We start from the raw sequence: 16349 nt of genomic DNA, 5'->3' as shown, positions 1-16349 counted from the left end.
CCGATCCCACATCTCAGATTTCTGTTTGTCCGTGTAAAACGTCCGCGTCCGATATTTCATCTCTAACACTCCATCTTTCCAAAAAGACTAAAGTGTTGCGACCACCCGTTGAAACCGCCGGACAAAGTGACCTTTCACTGCGCGTGTGCCAATGGCTGCTCTCGACATTCTCAACCTGACAAACAAAAGCGGCGCGGGGATGGTCCCGCCCTGCTTGGGCAGTTTCTCATACTCCGGAACATCCCCGTCTCCAGGAATAGGTGCTATGTGGTTTGAAAGGTCCAATATTACGCGGCGCGTTGTCGACTGAAAACCTTCAACTCGGTTATTGAGTAACATGATCAAGAAAAAGTCGAGTTATTGGGTTTGGGATCTTTGTTGGAGGCCAGATCGCATACACAGGCAAGGGGTGTACCAACATATCTGGGAGCAGCTTGACAAGTTTCCCATCACGCAGATGATCTTCCACAAAATGCGTCGGGGGAGAAGAAATTCCAGCCCCCAAGATTGTCAAATCCACCATGGCTTCGATGCTGTTTACAGTTATGTTTCCGAACTGATGAACAGTGAGATTGTTACCATTTTTATCTGTGAGGCTACGATTTTCCTCCATGCCCTCAAACTTGATCCAGCATAGTTTCTCTAACGCTTTGATGTTTGATACGTGATCTAAACCTTCAAGGAGCTTGGGACTGGCGACCAAGACACGCGGCATTTCCCACAATAGTTTACACTTGAGACCAGAGTCTTTTAGCTTTCCGATCCGAAGCGCCAGATCGAACTGCTCATCAATCAGATCGTTTTCTCGATTGTCATAATGAAGGTGAAGATCGACGTTTGAGTAGCCCTTGGCAAAATCGCCGATCCGTTCGGATAAGTAAGATTGGGATATGGCAGACGTCAACGCAACCTTCAGCTTCCCGCTGAGATGGGTCTCAAACCTGTTTGCTAAGTCGAGCCCGGATTGCGCAGCATTAAGCATATCCAATGCCGACCTATACAAAGCTTCGCCAGCATCAGTGGTGTTTAGGCTTCTAGTTGAACGGTACAACAGTGGAACACCGACTGTCTCTTCCAGAATGCGGACATGATAGCTCACGGCAGATGGTGTTAGCTTCAACTGTCGAGCAGCCCCTCTGAAGCTTCCCTCCCGAACGGTTTTGGCAAATACTGCAAGCGATTTCAAACGATCAATCATTGTGCAATTAAATTATACAGTGTGGTCAATATTGGCAATCTATTTACACAGTAAAAGGTAACCTATGATGCGACCAAAAGGGATGCATCTATGACTCAAGCCTATGCTATGGCGCTCTTCGCACTAACCATGTCAATATCTCCAGGACCAGTTAATCTGATTACATTATCAACTGGGGTGAACCATGGCGTCAGAAAGGCGTTCGGTTTTGTCAGCGGTGCGACCATTGGTTTCACACTGCTTCTCCTGCTCCTCGGCTTGGGGCTACAGGTCATCGCCGAGAAAATGGGTGTTTTGCTTGATATTCTTACGATACTGGGCGCTGCCTTGATCATCTATTTTGGTTACAAACTGGTTACGTCAGATGGGCAGATCGATGCCGTAGATCATGCTGCTCCCAGCTTTTGGCAGGGCGCGGCGTTGCAATGGATGAACCCAAAAGCATGGGGGGCTTGCATTGCGGCAGTGTCTGTCTTCAACTTAGAGTCTTCGAGACCAGACCTGTTCTTCTTCGTTGTTTTGTATTGCATCATTTGCTTCTTCGGCATTGGTAGCTGGGCCGTATTTGGTAGCCAAATCGAAAGATTCTTGGACACATTACGTAGGCGCATCATTTTCAACGCTGTACTCGGCATCATTCTCATTGTTTTGGCTTGTTTGCTCGTAGTGCAAAAATTCCTCATCAGGTCGTAACCGCTAGTGCCGTCGCGCCATGCCTTTGGCTGTTTGTCCTCGCAAAGACGTTAATTGAGAGCGGAAGATTTAGAGGTTCATCCGCACCAAAGCGGGCGTTCGTTGCACCTTAGAAATCCTACCCGTTTTGGGCTCATAGCCGTCATCTGACGCCTTCGATAAGTTCATATGTCCGCACCCCAGGTTTCCAAAAGGAAAGTCACTTTTGCACCTAGCCGCTTGAAAGCCAGCCAGTCACCGTTATTTGCATTGTACACAAGCAAAGCGCCCTTGCTCTTCGCTAGAAAAACAGGATCATCACCCTGACGTATAAGGAATGATATGAATGACCGCCCCGATTGATCTCTACTACTGGCCAACCCCGAATGGTTGGAAAATCTCCATTGCGCTGGCCGAAATGGACCTGCCATACAAATTGCACCTCGTGAACATAGGGGCAGGCGAACAGTTCGACCCTGAATTTCTGAAAATTGCGCCGAACAACCGGATGCCCGCGATTGTGGATCACGATGGTCCGGACGGCAAACCGATCTCTGTTTTTGAATCAGGCGCAATTTTGCAGTACCTCGCGCGGAAAACCGGCAAGTTCGGTGGCCAGACAGAACGCGAGCACGTGGCAGTTGACCAATGGCTGATGTGGCAAATGGGCGGAGTTGGCCCAATGGCCGGACAGGCGCATCACTTCCTGAAATATGCCCCCGCGATGGAGCCCCCCAACGACCTCCCCTATGCCAAAGACCGGTATCGGAATGAAGTGGCGCGACTTTATGGTGTGCTGGACCGACAGCTGGAAGGCAATGAATTTGTAGCGGGTGATTTTTTCTCAATCGCGGATATGGCGATCTGGCCCTGGGCGTCGCTTTGGGAAGGACAGCAACAAACGCTGGATGACAAGCCAAACCTGGCACGCTGGCTTGACACCGTTAGCGCACGCCCCGGTGTGATTGAGGGGCGCGCCGTTGCAGCCGAGCTGCGCTCAAACCTTCAAACGGACAAGAAAGCGCAGGACATCCTGTTTAAACGCCCGGCTTAAATGCTGGTATTGCTAGGCTGAGGGGGAAGCTTCGTCTTCTTCCTCAACCGCGTAGGTCTGAAACACGCGGCTCTGCGTCATAAAAAACAGGAAAACGGCGGCCGTCAGACCGAAGGTCTTGAAGTTGACCCAGGCATCTGTCGACATTGTACGCCAGATTACCTCGTTCAATACAGCAAGGCCGAAAAAGAAAGTGGCCATTCGCTTGGTCAGAATCATCCAGCCTTCGTTTCGAAGCGGCATAAGCTCTTCCATCAGAAGTTTCAGATAGCTTTTCCCCCGCAACAGGCCAAAACCAAGCATCCCTGCAAACAGCAGATAGATCATTGTCGGCTTCATCTTAAAGAACCGTTCGTCATTGAACCAAATCGTGAGTCCGCCAAAAACAACAACCAGAACCAGCGTCATAAGCTGCATTCTGGAGACTTTCCCCGTCAGCCAGTACAAAAGCCATGTCGTAAATATGAAGAGCGGAACAAAGGTAGCGGTCGCCACGATGAACCCACTGTATTCGACGCCACCGATGGTAAAAACCTGCTCTTTCAACCGACCATAACCGACAAAGAATGCAATGATGGGTCCAAGCTCCAGCACGAGCTTCAGGATGGGGTTAACTTTTTTCTCGGCCATTCAGATATTCCTTAACTACCCATCTCAACTATGACTGCGCCCAGCGCAATCAAGGCCATCAGGGCCAATCTACGGGGTCCGACGGTATCTTTCAGGAAAAACCAGCCAATTAATGCCGCAAAAACCACAGAAGTTTCGCGCAAGACGGCCGCCTCGCCCACGTTATCAAGGCGCGTTGCTACCAAAATCGACCCGAAACTACCATAGGCAACGAAGGCACCGATAACACCGCGGCCAAGCAAGGGTAATACGGCGGGAGCGTTCTCCATCCGCCGCCAACGCCGAAGCGCAATTACCGGCATGACCAACCCGTCAATCATGAAAAACCACGCCAGAAAGGTGAACGGGTCCGCAGTCGCGCGGATTCCGTAGGCGTCATAGGTCGTGTAGAGGGCAACAGTAACGCCAGTGATCACAGCCATAAAAAGCGCTTTGATCAGCGTTTCACGTGCAAGAATTGTATGGGCAAGGTTATACGCCGCAAGCCCGAATATTCCGCTTACGAGAACACCAACACCAAACCACTGTGTAAAAGTAAACGTTTCACCAAAAACAAAATACGCGCCGATCACGGTGAACAGCGGCCCCATGCCACGCACGACAGGATAGACCACCGTGTAAGCCCCCAGTGAATAAGCCTGCGCTTGCGTCACCTTGTAAGCGACGTGGATAACAAAGGCCCCAAAGAAGATTGGCCACATATAGGGCTCGGGCCAGGGCACGACAAAGAACGCAATGGGGGCCGACATGATGAGATAGCTGACATCAATCGCGCCACGCGTTAACCAGGGGTCATGCCGCCCTTTTTGCAGCGCACCAAAGATGGCATGTAGCAGCGCCGCAAATATCGCGAGAAACATTGCGACTTGATGCCCGGCTTCGGTTCCTTCAAGTGAGATCAGCCAATCACTCATCCCTAAATCAGTTGCTTAACCGTCGAAACGCAAAATAGAACATCACGGCGCAACGCACTAAGGCCGCGCGAAATGATCACGCATCCAGCCCCGTCAGAGCATGTGCAAATTCTTCGGGATCAAAGGGGGCAAGATCATCGATTTGTTCGCCAACACCAATTGCATGAATAGGTAGGCCGAACTTATCCGCCAACGCAACAAGCACCCCGCCTTTCGCGGTGCCATCGAGTTTGGTCATGACAAGCCCTGAGACATCGGAAAGTTTTCTGAAAATCTCAACCTGGTTGATCGCATTCTGGCCTGTCGTTGCATCCAGTACCAGCAGCGTGTTGTGCGGCGCGCTTGGGTCTTTCTTGCGAATGACGCGAACGATTTTCGCCAGTTCTTCCATAAGGTCGGCACGGTTTTGCAAACGGCCAGCTGTGTCAATCAAAAGCAGGTCCGCACCGTCGGCTTCGGCCTTTGTCATTGCCTCGAATGCCAGTGAGGCAGGATCAGACCCTTCCGGCGCTGTCAGAACCGGCACACCGGCGCGGTCGCCCCAAATCTGTAACTGTTCAACAGCGGCAGCGCGGAACGTGTCACCCGCAGCAATGACCACATTTTTACCGGCTGCGCGAAACTGGCTGGCAAGCTTGCCAATCGTTGTGGTTTTGCCAGAACCGTTTACACCGACAACCAGAACGACCTGCGGTCTCTTCTCGTAAATCGGCATCGGTTTCGCCACGGGTTCCATGATCCGGGTCACTTCAGCCGCAAGCAGGAGTTTGATTTCTTCGGTCGACAGTTTTTTACCGAACCGCCCTTCAGCCATGTTGGCGGTGACGCGCATCGCGGTATCAACCCCCATATCAGCGGTAATCAGCAATTCTTCGAGGCTTTCCAGCATGGCATCATCAAGCTCGCGCCGGATGACGGTTTTAGCTTCTCCACGGCCAAGCAGGCGCCCGATAAAGCCGGGTTTCTTTTCTGCAACCTTTGGCGCAGGTGCCGGAGTGGGCTGCGGCACGGGCATCGGTTCCGGTTCCGGTTCCGGTTCCGGTTCCGGTAGAATCTTTTCTGCGGGCGCCTCTTCGACAATCACTTCTGGCTCTGGCTCTGGCTCTGGCTCTGGCTCTGGCTCTGGCTCTGGCTCTGGCTCTGGCTCTGGCTCTGGCTCTGGCTCTGGCTCTGGCTCTGGCTCTGGCTCTGGCTCTGGCTCTGGAAGTCCTTCCTCAACCATCAACTGTTCGTCAAGCACCTCTTCTTCACCGCCGTCTTCAACAATTGCATCCAACCCCTCTTCGATCTTGGAAGAGGACTTGAACAAGCGGGACTTGAGTTTTTTGAAAAATGACATCTTCAGCGCCTTTTAAACCTGTTCTTTCACCTATTGTACGACAGGCCCGGATGGAAGCCCCGCGAGGTGCAGATTTTACGCGTCAGCAGCGCATCCGTCAGATTTCCTCCGGAAAATGTTTGATTGTCAGCCGGATCGGGTTAGGTGCCGCCTGCCCCAGACCACAAATCGAAGCGTCCCCCATCGCGACACAAAGCTCTTCCAGCAGGTCCTGATTCCAATGCTCAGCTTGCATCAGTTTCACGGCCTTTTCACAACCAACACGGCATGGTGTGCACTGACCACAGCTTTCATCCTCAAAGAACCGTAGCATGTTGAGAGCCGCATCACGCGCGCTGTCCTGATCGGACAGAACGACAACAGCGGCTGAGCCGATGAAGGTGCCGTGCGGCTGCAGAGTATCGAAATCAAGCGGGATGTCGTTCATCGACGCAGGCAACAGACCGGAGGATGGACCACCGGGCTGATAGGCCTTGAAGGTATGACCACCAAGCATGCCACCTGACGCTTCGATAACATCCGTAATAGTCGAGCCTGCGGCGAGCAGATGCACGCCGGGGTTTTTTACGCGACCAGAGACGGAATAGCTGCGCAGCCCTTTGCGGCCATTTTTTTCAACGCCAGACAGCACTTCAGCACCCTCACGCAAGACCCGCGTCACCCAAAGCAGCGTTTCAACATTATGAACCAGGGTAGGGCGGTTAAACACGCCGACTTGCGCCACAAAAGGTGGGCGGTGGCGTGGCATACCACGCTTGCCTTCGATGCTTTCGATCATCGCGCTTTCTTCACCGCAGATATAGGCACCAGCTCCACGGCGCAGATCAATATATCCAGAGGCAACAATGCCCGCGTGTTCCAGCGCCGTGATCTCGCGGCGCAGAATTTCAAGCACTGCCGGGTATTCATCGCGCATATAGATGAAACAGGTTTCCGCCTCGACCGCCCAGGCGGCGATCAGCATACCTTCCAGAAAAAGATGCGGGGTGCGTTCCAGATAATACCGGTCTTTGAAGGTACCGGGTTCGCCTTCGTCCCCGTTCACCGCCAGATAACGGGGCCCGTTTTCCGCCCGAACAAATGACCATTTACGCCCCGAAGGAAAGCCAGCACCACCAAGACCGCGCAAGCCAGACGCAAGCAAGCTGTCCTGCACAGCCTCTGCATCACCTGATTTGCGAAGCTCCGCCAGTTTTTCATAACCACCTTCTGCGCTGTAGGTTGCAAAGTCCTGATAGTCGGGAAGATGCGCGTGAATGTCTTTCGCGGCAATCGCTGCCTCTACTTTTTCGACGGTCGCATGATCGATATGATTGTGGCCAAGTTCCAGTACCGGAGCAGTGTCGCACCGCCCCATGCACGGCGCGCGCACAACCCGCACTTTGGATGCATCAAGCCCATCTTCCAAGGCCTTTTGCAGTTGCTCAGCGCCCGCAAGTTCGCACGAAAGAGAGTCGCAAACCCGGATCGTGAGCGCGGGTGGAGGCGTTTCCCCCTCTTTCACAACATCAAAATGGGCGTAGAAGGTTGCAACCTCGTAAACCTCGGCCTGCCCGACACGCAACTCTTCAGCCAATGCGCGAAGATGTGCCGCGGAAAGGTGGCCATATTCATCTTGAAGAAGATGCAGATATTCGATCAGCAAATCGCGGCGTCGGGGACTGTCACCAAGTAGGGCACGAACCTCTTCCCAAGCATGATCGTCAAGCTGCCGACCCTTGGGGGTTTTGCGGCCTTTGCCTTTGCCAGATTTCCATACGCCTTTACGTTCGTCCAATGCCATATCAGCCGCCTGTTCATAATCTTTCCCGACTTTAGCCCGGCACACCACCAGACCGCCATGTCAAAAACGACACTGACGCCGCCATATGCGTTCAACCTGAATTTTGGAAAGGTCGGAAAAAAGCCGGATTTTTCATTTAGACTTTACATCATGCTAGTTTGGGGAAAAAGGAAGAGCAGTATGGCCCGTCCGGTTTTAGCATTTTCAATTGCGACGTTGCTGCCTGTTCCCTTTTTAGTGACGGGGGCATTTCATGGCGGCATTTGGGTGCTTTTTGCGATCATCACGCTGACGTTCGCAACCTATTTTCTGGATCATCTGTTTGATTTTGCACTGCGCCCAAACACCACGACGTCAACCGTTCATTTTGCATTGATTCTATCTAACGCCCTGGCGATATTGCATTTCTTTTTGTTAGCAACAGCCGTGTGGACCCTTTCGTCAAATGGCGGTCTTACGGGAGCGGAAAAAGCAGGGGTCTTCCTGAGCTTTGGGTTGTACTTCGGACAAATCAGCAATTCGAACGCGCATGAGCTAATTCACCGCCCCGACCACCTGGGATTTAACCTTGGGAAATGGGTGTTTATCTCGCTTCTGTTCGGGCATCACACAACCGCGCACAGGCTGATTCACCATCGGTTTGTGGGGTCCGTCCACGACCCGAATTCCGCGCAACTAGGCGAATCATTTTATCGCTTTCTGCCGCGCGCCTGGTTTGGATCTTTTCAGGCGGGGTTCGAAATTGATCGCGAAATGCTGCGACGTTCGGGAAAATCACAATTTGCGCACCCCTACATTAGCTACATCCTTGGTGCCTTCGGTTTTCTGTTTGTTGCCGCCATGATCGGTGGTTTTGGTGGCTGTATCGCCCTACTGGCGCTTGCGTTTTACGCGCAGGTCCAGTTGATGTTGTCAGACTACGTGCAGCACTATGGATTATCGCGCGCAATGCATGAAAACGGAAAGCTTGAACCGCTTGCTGCGCATCACAGTTGGAACGCACCGCATTGGTATTCAAGCCTTATGATGCTTCATGCTCCACGACACAGCGACCACCATGAAAACCCGGCAAAACCCTTTCCGTCACTTTCATTGCCTCAGCCTCAAACCGCCCCAACGCTGCCACGCAGCATGCCGATCATGGCACTCCTTGCGCTGTTTCCGCAGTATTGGAGAAGAAAGATGGATCCATTGGTAACGCATTGGCAGGACGTCGCAAAAACAGTGAACCCCTCTACCTCAATTGGCAAGTTACCTGCGAGCTGAGATATCTTGTCTGGTCAGATTGAACGATTTTTGGCACAGTAGAGCATGGAAAAAATCGCCCTGCTCTGTCTGTTTTTAGCTACGCCGCTATCTGCGGAGACATTGATGACCCCTGAACAGTTTGACGAGTACACTGTTGGGAGAACCTTTTCATATGGTTTGAAATCAACACCTTACGGCGCAGAAGAATACCTGCCAGGGCGCCGGGTGCGCTGGTCTTTTTTGGATGGGCATTGCATTGATGGCGAGTGGTTTGTTGAGTTGGATCTGATCTGTTTTGTCTATGAAGCGGACCTTTCGCCACAATGCTGGTCTTTTTATCTGGATGACGGGCGTATGGTGGCACGGTTTGAAAACGATCCAGCCGCAACGACGCTTTACGAGCTGAATCAAAGTCAGCAATCGCTGTATTGCCTTGGGCCTGACGTTGGCGCTTAGCCGGGAAGGCAGAAGCCTCCGGCGGGGATATTTTCTGGAAAAAGAAAGAGTGCGGGGTCGATCAGAATAAGCTGCCTTGATCAGGTTTTGGTGGGGATGGCTTTGCTTTGCGCGATGGTTTGGGACTGGCCGATGGCCCGGTGGCGAGGCGACCATCCTGAAACTCGATCTCAAGCTCGGTGGCTTTTTCCGCCTCAACTTTTGACGTGACGATATGATCCTGGCTACGCACAACCGCATAGCCGCGTTTCAGAGTTTCTTTGTATCCGAGTGTCTGGTGCAAACGTTCCAACGCATCTATGCGATTCCGCCAGGTATTTGTTTGATTGAGTGCAGAGATCGACAAACGTTGGGACAGCGCTGAAAAGGCGGTCTTTTTGCGGTCAACTTCCTGTTTCAATGCCAACGGTCGCAAACGTTGAGCAGTTTTGTCATACACACGGCGCTGAGTTTTCGTGTTGCTTGATAACCCAGATGCAAGGCGCCTCGCCATTGACTTTAATCTGGTATCTTCATGGCGAATACGTTGGGCAAGTGTCGCCCCTTGAAGCGGAGCCGCGCGTTTTTCAAGCGCGAGCCGTTTGACCTGAACCGCTTTTTGCAAGGCGGGCGCAAGACGGCCCCCCGTAAAGTCGAACTTTTGCGATGCCTGATCGACCAGTGCCTGCGGGTTTGGCAAAGCACGTGCAAGATCGCGCAGGCGTTGCTGGCGTTGGTTTATGCTTTGGCTGAGCGCACGGGCTAGACGCGCCTCCTGCTCTCCGACCCAGCCCAGAAGCTCGAGCCGCACCGGGACTGCAAGCTCTGCTGCTGCTGTGGGTGTGGGTGCGCGCATGTCGGATGCGAAATCAATCAGAGTGGTGTCTGTCTCATGCCCGACGGCGGATATCAGGGGAATATCAGAGGCCGCCGCTGCGCGAGCAACGATTTCTTCGTTGAAGCCCCAGAGATCCTCGATCGAGCCACCGCCACGGGCAACAATCAGCAAATCGGGCCGTGGGATCGCGCCACCAGACATCATCGCGTTGAAACCTTCGATAGCGCGCGTGACTTCGGGCGCGCATTTCGCACCTTGCACCGCCACGGGCCAGAGCAGAACCTTCCGCGGGAAACGATCCCGCAGACGATGCAGGATATCGCGGATCACAGCACCTGAAGGCGAGGTGATTACGCCGATTACCTCGGGCAGGTAAGGCAGTTCTTTCTTTCGCCCGGGATCAAAAAGACCTTCTGCCTCAAGCGTTTTTTTGCGCTTTTCAAGCATCGCCATCAGCGCGCCCATTCCGGCGGGAGCGATATCTTCAATCACCATCTGGTATTTTGACTGCCCGCCGAAAGTCGTGAGTTTTCCTGTCGCGACAACCTCCATCCCCTCTTCCGGCTGCGTCTGCAGACGTCCGGCGACGCCTTTCCAGATAACGGCAGAAAGAACCGAGCGGTCATCCTTAAGGTCCAGATAGACATGGCCCGAGCGCGGCATCGAGACCCGACCAATTTCGCCCCTGACCCTGACGCGGGAAAACGAACTTTCTATGGTACGTTTCACGGCGCCCGAAATTTCGGTCACGGTGAATTCCGGGGCGTTCAGGCCTTCGGCCGGGTCATCAATCAGGTCAGACATCTCTGCTCGCTTGTCATGTGCTCGCCTGCACCTTAGAACGCCGCCAAGCGAAGGCCAAGGAGTGTGGGCAATGAACATCCTGATTTTAGGTGGCGGCGGGCGGGAACATGCGCTTGCCTGGGCAATCAAGCAGAACCCAAAGTGTGACCGGCTGATCGTCGCCCCCGGCAATGCGGGGATCGCGGAAATCGCGGAATGTGCCAGCCTCGACATTATGGATGGGGCTGCTGTTGCCGTCTTTGCAGAAGAAAACACAGTGGATTTTGTGGTCGTTGGCCCGGAAGCGCCGCTTGCCGAGGGTGTGGCAGATGCTGTTCGCGCAGCCGGGATTTTGTGCTTTGGGCCGTCTGTTGAGGCCGCAAAGCTGGAAGCGTCAAAATCCTTCACCAAAGAGATCTGCGATGCGGCTAAAGCACCAACTGCCGCTTACGCACGGTTCACCGACGCCGAAGCAGCAAAGGCTTACATTCACAAAGAAGGCGCGCCGATTGTTGTAAAGGCCGACGGATTGGCAGCAGGTAAAGGCGTGATCGTCGCGATGGAAGAAGCTAACGCACTTGACGCGATTGACGACATGTTTGGCGGTGAGTTTGGCGAAGCAGGTGCCGAGGTTGTGATCGAAGAATTTATGGATGGAGAAGAAGCATCTTTCTTCGTTCTGTGTGACGGTAAAACTGCCCTTCCGATTGGCACAGCGCAAGATCACAAGCGCGCTTATGATGGCGACGAAGGGCCAAACACTGGCGGTATGGGGGCCTATTCCCCTGCCCCCGTGATGAATGATGCGGTTGTGGCCAAGGCCATGGACGAAATCATCCTTCCCTCAATTGCCGAAATGACGCGACGCGGCACACCCTTTCAGGGAATTCTGTTTGCGGGCCTGATGATCAAAGACGGCCAACCCCGACTGGTGGAATACAACGTGCGTTTCGGTGACCCTGAATGTCAGGTGCTGATGATGCGTTTGGGGGCACAGATGCTTGATCTGCTTCTTGCCTGCGCCGAGGGGCGATTGAACGAAGCGCGCGTTAACTGGGCAGACGATCATGCGTTGAGCGTCGTGATGGCCGCCAAGGGATACCCCGGCGCTTACGAAAAGGGCAGCGTCATAAGTGGATTGGGCTGTTTGCCTGAAACAAGTTCCGAGATGGTATTTCATGCCGGAACATCCGAGAGAGATGGCAAAACCGTTGCAACCGGTGGTCGGGTGTTAAACGTGACGGCGCGCGGTGCAAGCCTTTCGGAAGCGCGCGACCGCGCCTATGCGATGGTTGAGCAGATTGATTGGCCCGAAGGGTTTTGCCGGTCAGATATTGGCTGGCGTGGGCTTTAAAATCGCGGACAAAAACGCTAGATCATAACTTCAAATAAGACGCACCAACGTGCAACCATATATGGCTTAAGCTGAGGTAGGTTTGGGGTATTCTATTTGGAACAGACCGCGGCGTTTTCGAAAGATGTTGGGCCCGAAAAATCTGCAACAGGCACGGATACATAGGCACCATTCCTGAAGGACGTTGCCATAACCTTTGTCCAATTTGCATTGGCGGTCACCAGAACTGGCTCATCCGGACAGGAGGCCACACCACCAGAAATTTCGCGCTGGCCGATTTGATGGTTTGTTAAGCCTGATATTTCGGCAACCTGTTCCAGTTTGCCGTCCCTGAAACGCCAGATCTTTAGAAGTTTCGCAAGATGTGGACGATCAACATAAGCGATCTCCACATAGCCATCCCCATCCAGATCAGCGACACCGACCGGGGCCAGCCACCGATTAGGGCGGCCTATGTGCCGAGTTTCCGCAACCTTGCCGGTTTCGTCGTAAATCGCGAGCGAAGCACCGCGCGCCACATCGGTTTCAACGACGATCACCTCTGGTGTGCCATCATTGTCGACGTCGGCAAGACGGGGGGCTGTATCTTCAAACACATGAGTATCTGGAAGCCGAATAATGACCCGCTGGCCATCCGCCAGTCGCAATCTTAGCGCGCCATGTTCAATCGCGTCCCCAAGGATGCCATGACCATAGCGTGTCGTAGGTTCGGCATAGCGCGCAGAAATAATCTCTGCCGCGCTGACTTGTGCGGCGCATAATACGGACAGACCTAAAAGCCCCGCCCGCAGCATATCAGATTTGCTTTTCAGGCATTTGAACGATCAGCCCGTCAAGCGCATCAGTAACCTTGATCTGACAGGTCAGACGCGACCGGTCGGCATCAGGCTCATAGGCGAAATCAAGCATGTCTTCTTCCATCGCATCTTTTACTGGCAGCTTTTCTGCCCAGTCCGGGTGGATGTAAACATGGCAGGTTGAGCAGGCGCAGGCTCCGCCACAATCGGCTTCGATGCCGGGAATGTTATTGTCGCGCGCGCCTTCCATCACAGTCAGCCCGTTTGCGACTTCGACAACATGTTCAACGCCGCCAAATTCGATATAGGTGATTTTTGCCATTCGCTTCATTTCCCTAGAGCAGATTTTTCTCCAGACCCCCTTTAGCGGCGCAACGCTTTCTATGCCAGACTCTTTTGCATTCTGTGTTCAAATTAACGTCGGTTCCGGGCGGGGTGGTTGCCAATTTTCTTTTGTCCGATGACAAAACGGGCTATTGTCCGGCAACTTGCGTCATCAGAGAGCGCTTAGAGCAGTGATCAGAAAAAATACACCATTGGTCCTTGTGACCCTGATGTTGTCCGCTTGTCAGGCGGCTACGATGACAGGTTCGCTTGCACAAAGGGGCAGTAACGTCGCCTACACACCCGCAGCGGCACCCGAGGGCGCACCAAGCGGTAGTTGTTGGGGGATCGACGAAAGCCCAGCAGTCCTGGAAACGGTCACGGAACAAATCCTGGTTCAGTCGGAAATTCGGGCAGAGGACGGCAGCGTGACCAGCCCGGCAATCTATTCAACACAAACCCACCAGAAAATCGTGCAACCACGTCAGGAATTAAGGTTTCAAACGCCCTGCGCAAACCAGCTAGACCATGAATTCCTGTCTTCGCTGCAACGCGCTTTGATCGTGCGGGGGTTTTATCGTGGCCCGATCAGCGGTGTGCTTGACGCGCGTACGCGCACCGCGATCCGTGCCTATCAAGCACCACAGGGCCGTGACAGCAGTATTATCGCACTTGATACCGCACGCCAACTGGGCCTGATTGCGTATGATCTGAGGGCTGAATAGAAATTGTCAAAGTTTCTTGGTGAAGTGAAAGCGTCGGATACCGCCGCCCAATGTCTTGTTGCTGGCAGTATCCGCTATTTCTTCGCGCACCAATTGATAGCCGCATTTTTGGTAAAACCTGAGCGCATCGCCCTGTAACTCCGATGTACTCAGGTCCATGTTTGGCCGGTCACGCCGTCGGCATTCATCTTCCGCGAAACTCAGCATTTTTTGCGCTATCCCCAGGCGCCGGGCTTGCGGATCAACGTACATGCGGCGCAATTCCATTGCCTCTGATGACGACGGTTCAAGACCAAACATACCGACGATAGTTTCACCATTCACCGCCACCCAGAAACCACCCTCTATTCGGGCATAGTAGTCACTTATCCGATCAATTTCTTCGGCCAGGGAGCGGGTAATGTAACCTTCAAACGCTTCTTTTTGTTGAGGTGGTGCGAGCAGGCGGTTGACCTTGATGAACAGATCTCGGACCTGCCCGGCATCATTGTCTTCAAAAGGGCGAATTTTGATCTGCCTGTTCTTCGGGTGTGAACTCATATTCTCGAATTCCTTAGATGCTTACTCAGAATTCCTTGAGTAGAAGCCCTCTATGAAAAAGGGCCCTCGAAGGAGCCCCTTATATATTTGCTGTCGAGGTTAACGTCAGCTAAGCGGTAGAGCCACAAACCTTGGCTCTCCCTCGCGACGTACCAGAAGCAGAATCGATTTGCGTCCGGCGTCGCGCGCATCGTTGATCCGCTCTTCCAGATCTGCAATTAAGCGCACTTGCCGCTGACCGGCCTCGGTGATCACGTCACCACTGCGCAGACCTTTCCCAAAGGCAGCAGAATCTTCGGCGACATTGGTTATCACAAGGCCTTGGGTAGCCTTCTCAAGGCCAAGCTGTTCACGCAATTCGTCCGTCATCTCAGACAGGCTCAGACCAAGAAGGTCGCGGTTCGCTGGTACTTTCTCAGGAGTGGCTGACGCCGGCTCTGCACCTTCTGCGGTTTCACGGCGGCCCAAAGTCACAAGCAGGGTTTGCGTTCCACCCTCGCGGAATACGACGACCCGAACAGCTTTGCCAACTGCGGTATTGCCAACCTGACGCACCAGATCACGGGTATCTGAGACTTCATGACCATCAAAAGACATGATCACATCGCCCGATTCCATACCCGCTTCTTCGGCAGGGCCCGTTGGAACATCGGTAACCAGCGCTCCTGCGGCTGTCTCAAGTCCCAGTGCTTCTGCCACATCTTCCGTCACATCCTGAATACGAACGCCAAGCCATCCACGGCGCGTTTCACCAAATTCCTGCAACTGGTTCACGACCCGGCTTACAACAGCTGATGACATCGCAAAACCGATCCCGATGGACCCACCATTCGGTGACAAGATCGCGGTGTTCACGCCGACAACTTCGCCTTCCATGTTGAACAATGGACCACCTGAGTTACCCCGGTTAATCGCGGCGTCTGTCTGAAGATAATCGTCATAGGTACCCGAAAGCGCCCGGTTGCGGGCAGAAACGATTCCAGCAGAGACGGAGAATCCCTGACCAAGCGGGTTACCCATCGCCATAACCCAATCGCCAACACGCATGATGTCGCTATCACCGAAGGATACGAAATCCAGCGGTTCGTCGCTTTCAACTTTCAAAAGTGCGATGTCGGTATTTGCATCGGTCCCAATGACAGTCGCGGGCAGTTCTCCACCCGAAAAAAACTCGATCAGAATTTCGTCTGCACCTTCGATGACATGGTTATTGGTGACGATGAAACCATCCTCGGAAATAACGAAACCAGACCCCAATGCCTGACTGCGGCGTGGGGGTCGCTCACCTTGCTGATTGTTGCGCCGGTTGAAGTCACGAAAGAACTCTTCAAACGGAGAGCCTTCCGGAACAATTGGCCCCAAATTTGGTCCGGTCCGGGACGCGACGACTGTCGTCGTCGTAATATTCACTACAGCGGGGCTGATTTGCTCGGCCAGATCGGCAAAGCTCTCGGGTGCGCCGCGGGCAGCTGCAGAAAGCGTTTGCGCTATGACTAACGCAAATCCCATCACAAGCATCCAAAAGGCCCGTACCGGCGCGATGTTGCGTACGGAAAGGGGAATAGCCTGAGGTTTCACAGTGAACTCCTTTTGTATTGGCTCAACGATAACCGGATTTTCCGGCTCCAGTTTTATTATATCTTGGTCTTATTGGTGCAACTTCAACTCTGTCAGAGCATTAACTGCATCTTAAAACATAAAATGCGCGTGAGCAT

At 53.3% G+C, this 16349-nt stretch carries 16 protein-coding genes; 6 read left to right on the top strand and 10 right to left on the bottom strand.

Translation table 11 applies throughout. From position 1 onward, the window contains the following. Window positions 1–325: 325 nt before the first annotated feature. Entirely contained in the window at window positions 326–1198 is an 873-nt protein-coding gene (locus J4E70_RS15890) for a LysR family transcriptional regulator (protein WP_213890629.1), read from the bottom strand. Window positions 1199–1288: 90 nt separating this feature from the next. Between J4E70_RS15890 and J4E70_RS15885 the strand changes: the two genes are divergently transcribed. Beyond that, window positions 1289–1891, top strand: coding sequence for a LysE family translocator (locus tag J4E70_RS15885; RefSeq protein ID WP_213890628.1), 603 nt, complete (start codon window positions 1289–1291; stop codon window positions 1889–1891). A gap of 325 nt (window positions 1892–2216) precedes the next feature. Next, entirely contained in the window at window positions 2217–2924 is a 708-nt protein-coding gene (locus J4E70_RS15880) for a glutathione S-transferase N-terminal domain-containing protein (protein WP_213890627.1), read from the top strand. Window positions 2925–2936: 12 nt separating this feature from the next. Here J4E70_RS15880 and J4E70_RS15875 read toward each other — a convergent pair whose 3' ends face one another. From J4E70_RS15875 to J4E70_RS15860, 4 genes are all read right to left on the bottom strand, one after another. Continuing rightward, the gene (locus J4E70_RS15875; RefSeq protein ID WP_213890626.1) at window positions 2937–3554 is read right to left on the bottom strand and encodes an inner membrane-spanning protein YciB; all 618 of its coding nucleotides are present in this window, start codon (window positions 3552–3554) and stop codon (window positions 2937–2939) included. A gap of 11 nt (window positions 3555–3565) precedes the next feature. Then, complete coding sequence (locus tag J4E70_RS15870) at window positions 3566–4468, bottom strand: EamA family transporter (RefSeq protein ID WP_213890625.1); 903 nt, start codon at window positions 4466–4468, stop codon at window positions 3566–3568. A gap of 76 nt (window positions 4469–4544) precedes the next feature. After that, the gene (gene ftsY / locus J4E70_RS15865) at window positions 4545–5807 is read right to left on the bottom strand and encodes a signal recognition particle-docking protein FtsY (RefSeq protein ID WP_213890624.1); all 1263 of its coding nucleotides are present in this window, start codon (window positions 5805–5807) and stop codon (window positions 4545–4547) included. A 97-nt stretch (window positions 5808–5904) separates the two neighbouring features. After that, on the bottom strand, window positions 5905–7590 hold the full coding sequence (locus J4E70_RS15860; RefSeq protein ID WP_213890623.1) for an NAD(P)H-dependent oxidoreductase subunit E: 1686 nt from the start codon (window positions 7588–7590) through the stop codon (window positions 5905–5907). 180 nt (window positions 7591–7770) lie between these two features. On the opposite strand from J4E70_RS15860, the gene J4E70_RS15855 reads away from it, so the two are divergent. Both J4E70_RS15855 and J4E70_RS15850 read left to right on the top strand, forming a co-directional pair. After that, window positions 7771–8856 carry an alkane 1-monooxygenase gene (locus tag J4E70_RS15855; RefSeq protein ID WP_213890622.1) on the top strand — a complete coding sequence of 362 codons (1086 nt, stop codon included), beginning with the start codon at window positions 7771–7773 and terminating at the stop codon, window positions 8854–8856. A gap of 105 nt (window positions 8857–8961) precedes the next feature. Continuing rightward, a complete protein-coding gene (locus tag J4E70_RS15850; RefSeq protein ID WP_246531795.1) occupies window positions 8962–9294 on the top strand; it encodes a hypothetical protein in 333 nt (110 codons plus the stop codon). Between the two features lie 61 nt (window positions 9295–9355). Here the strand turns inward: J4E70_RS15850 and xseA are convergent, their stop codons facing one another. Further along, window positions 9356–10915, bottom strand: coding sequence for an exodeoxyribonuclease VII large subunit (xseA, locus tag J4E70_RS15845; protein WP_213890620.1), 1560 nt, complete (start codon window positions 10913–10915; stop codon window positions 9356–9358). 70 nt (window positions 10916–10985) lie between these two features. Between xseA and purD the strand changes: the two genes are divergently transcribed. After that, the gene (gene purD, locus J4E70_RS15840) at window positions 10986–12248 is read left to right on the top strand and encodes a phosphoribosylamine--glycine ligase (RefSeq protein ID WP_213890619.1); all 1263 of its coding nucleotides are present in this window, start codon (window positions 10986–10988) and stop codon (window positions 12246–12248) included. Between the two features lie 92 nt (window positions 12249–12340). Here purD and J4E70_RS15835 read toward each other — a convergent pair whose 3' ends face one another. Together J4E70_RS15835 and J4E70_RS15830 are read right to left on the bottom strand one after the other, a co-directional pair. After that, a complete protein-coding gene (locus J4E70_RS15835) occupies window positions 12341–13042 on the bottom strand; it encodes an FG-GAP repeat domain-containing protein (protein WP_213890618.1) in 702 nt (233 codons plus the stop codon). A 1-nt stretch (window position 13043) separates the two neighbouring features. Continuing rightward, window positions 13044–13367 (bottom strand): 2Fe-2S iron-sulfur cluster-binding protein, encoded by a 324-nt coding sequence (locus J4E70_RS15830; RefSeq protein WP_213890617.1) that lies wholly within the window; start codon window positions 13365–13367, stop codon window positions 13044–13046. Window positions 13368–13626: 259 nt separating this feature from the next. On the opposite strand from J4E70_RS15830, the gene J4E70_RS15825 reads away from it, so the two are divergent. Then, window positions 13627–14094 (top strand): peptidoglycan-binding domain-containing protein, encoded by a 468-nt coding sequence (locus tag J4E70_RS15825; RefSeq protein ID WP_213890616.1) that lies wholly within the window; start codon window positions 13627–13629, stop codon window positions 14092–14094. Between the two features lie 6 nt (window positions 14095–14100). On the opposite strand, the gene J4E70_RS15820 is transcribed toward J4E70_RS15825, so the two are convergent. Together J4E70_RS15820 and J4E70_RS15815 are read right to left on the bottom strand one after the other, a co-directional pair. Next, the gene (locus J4E70_RS15820) at window positions 14101–14634 is read right to left on the bottom strand and encodes a GNAT family N-acetyltransferase (protein WP_213890615.1); all 534 of its coding nucleotides are present in this window, start codon (window positions 14632–14634) and stop codon (window positions 14101–14103) included. A 105-nt stretch (window positions 14635–14739) separates the two neighbouring features. Beyond that, a complete protein-coding gene (locus J4E70_RS15815; protein WP_213890639.1) occupies window positions 14740–16152 on the bottom strand; it encodes a Do family serine endopeptidase in 1413 nt (470 codons plus the stop codon). Window positions 16153–16349: the final 197 nt, after the last annotated feature.

Source organism: Pseudohalocynthiibacter aestuariivivens, assembly GCF_018457175.1.
Classification (GTDB): domain Bacteria; phylum Pseudomonadota; class Alphaproteobacteria; order Rhodobacterales; family Rhodobacteraceae; genus Pseudohalocynthiibacter; species Pseudohalocynthiibacter aestuariivivens.
The sequence above is the reverse complement of the archived record's forward strand: the minus strand, read 5'-3'. Positions and strand labels throughout refer to the sequence as shown.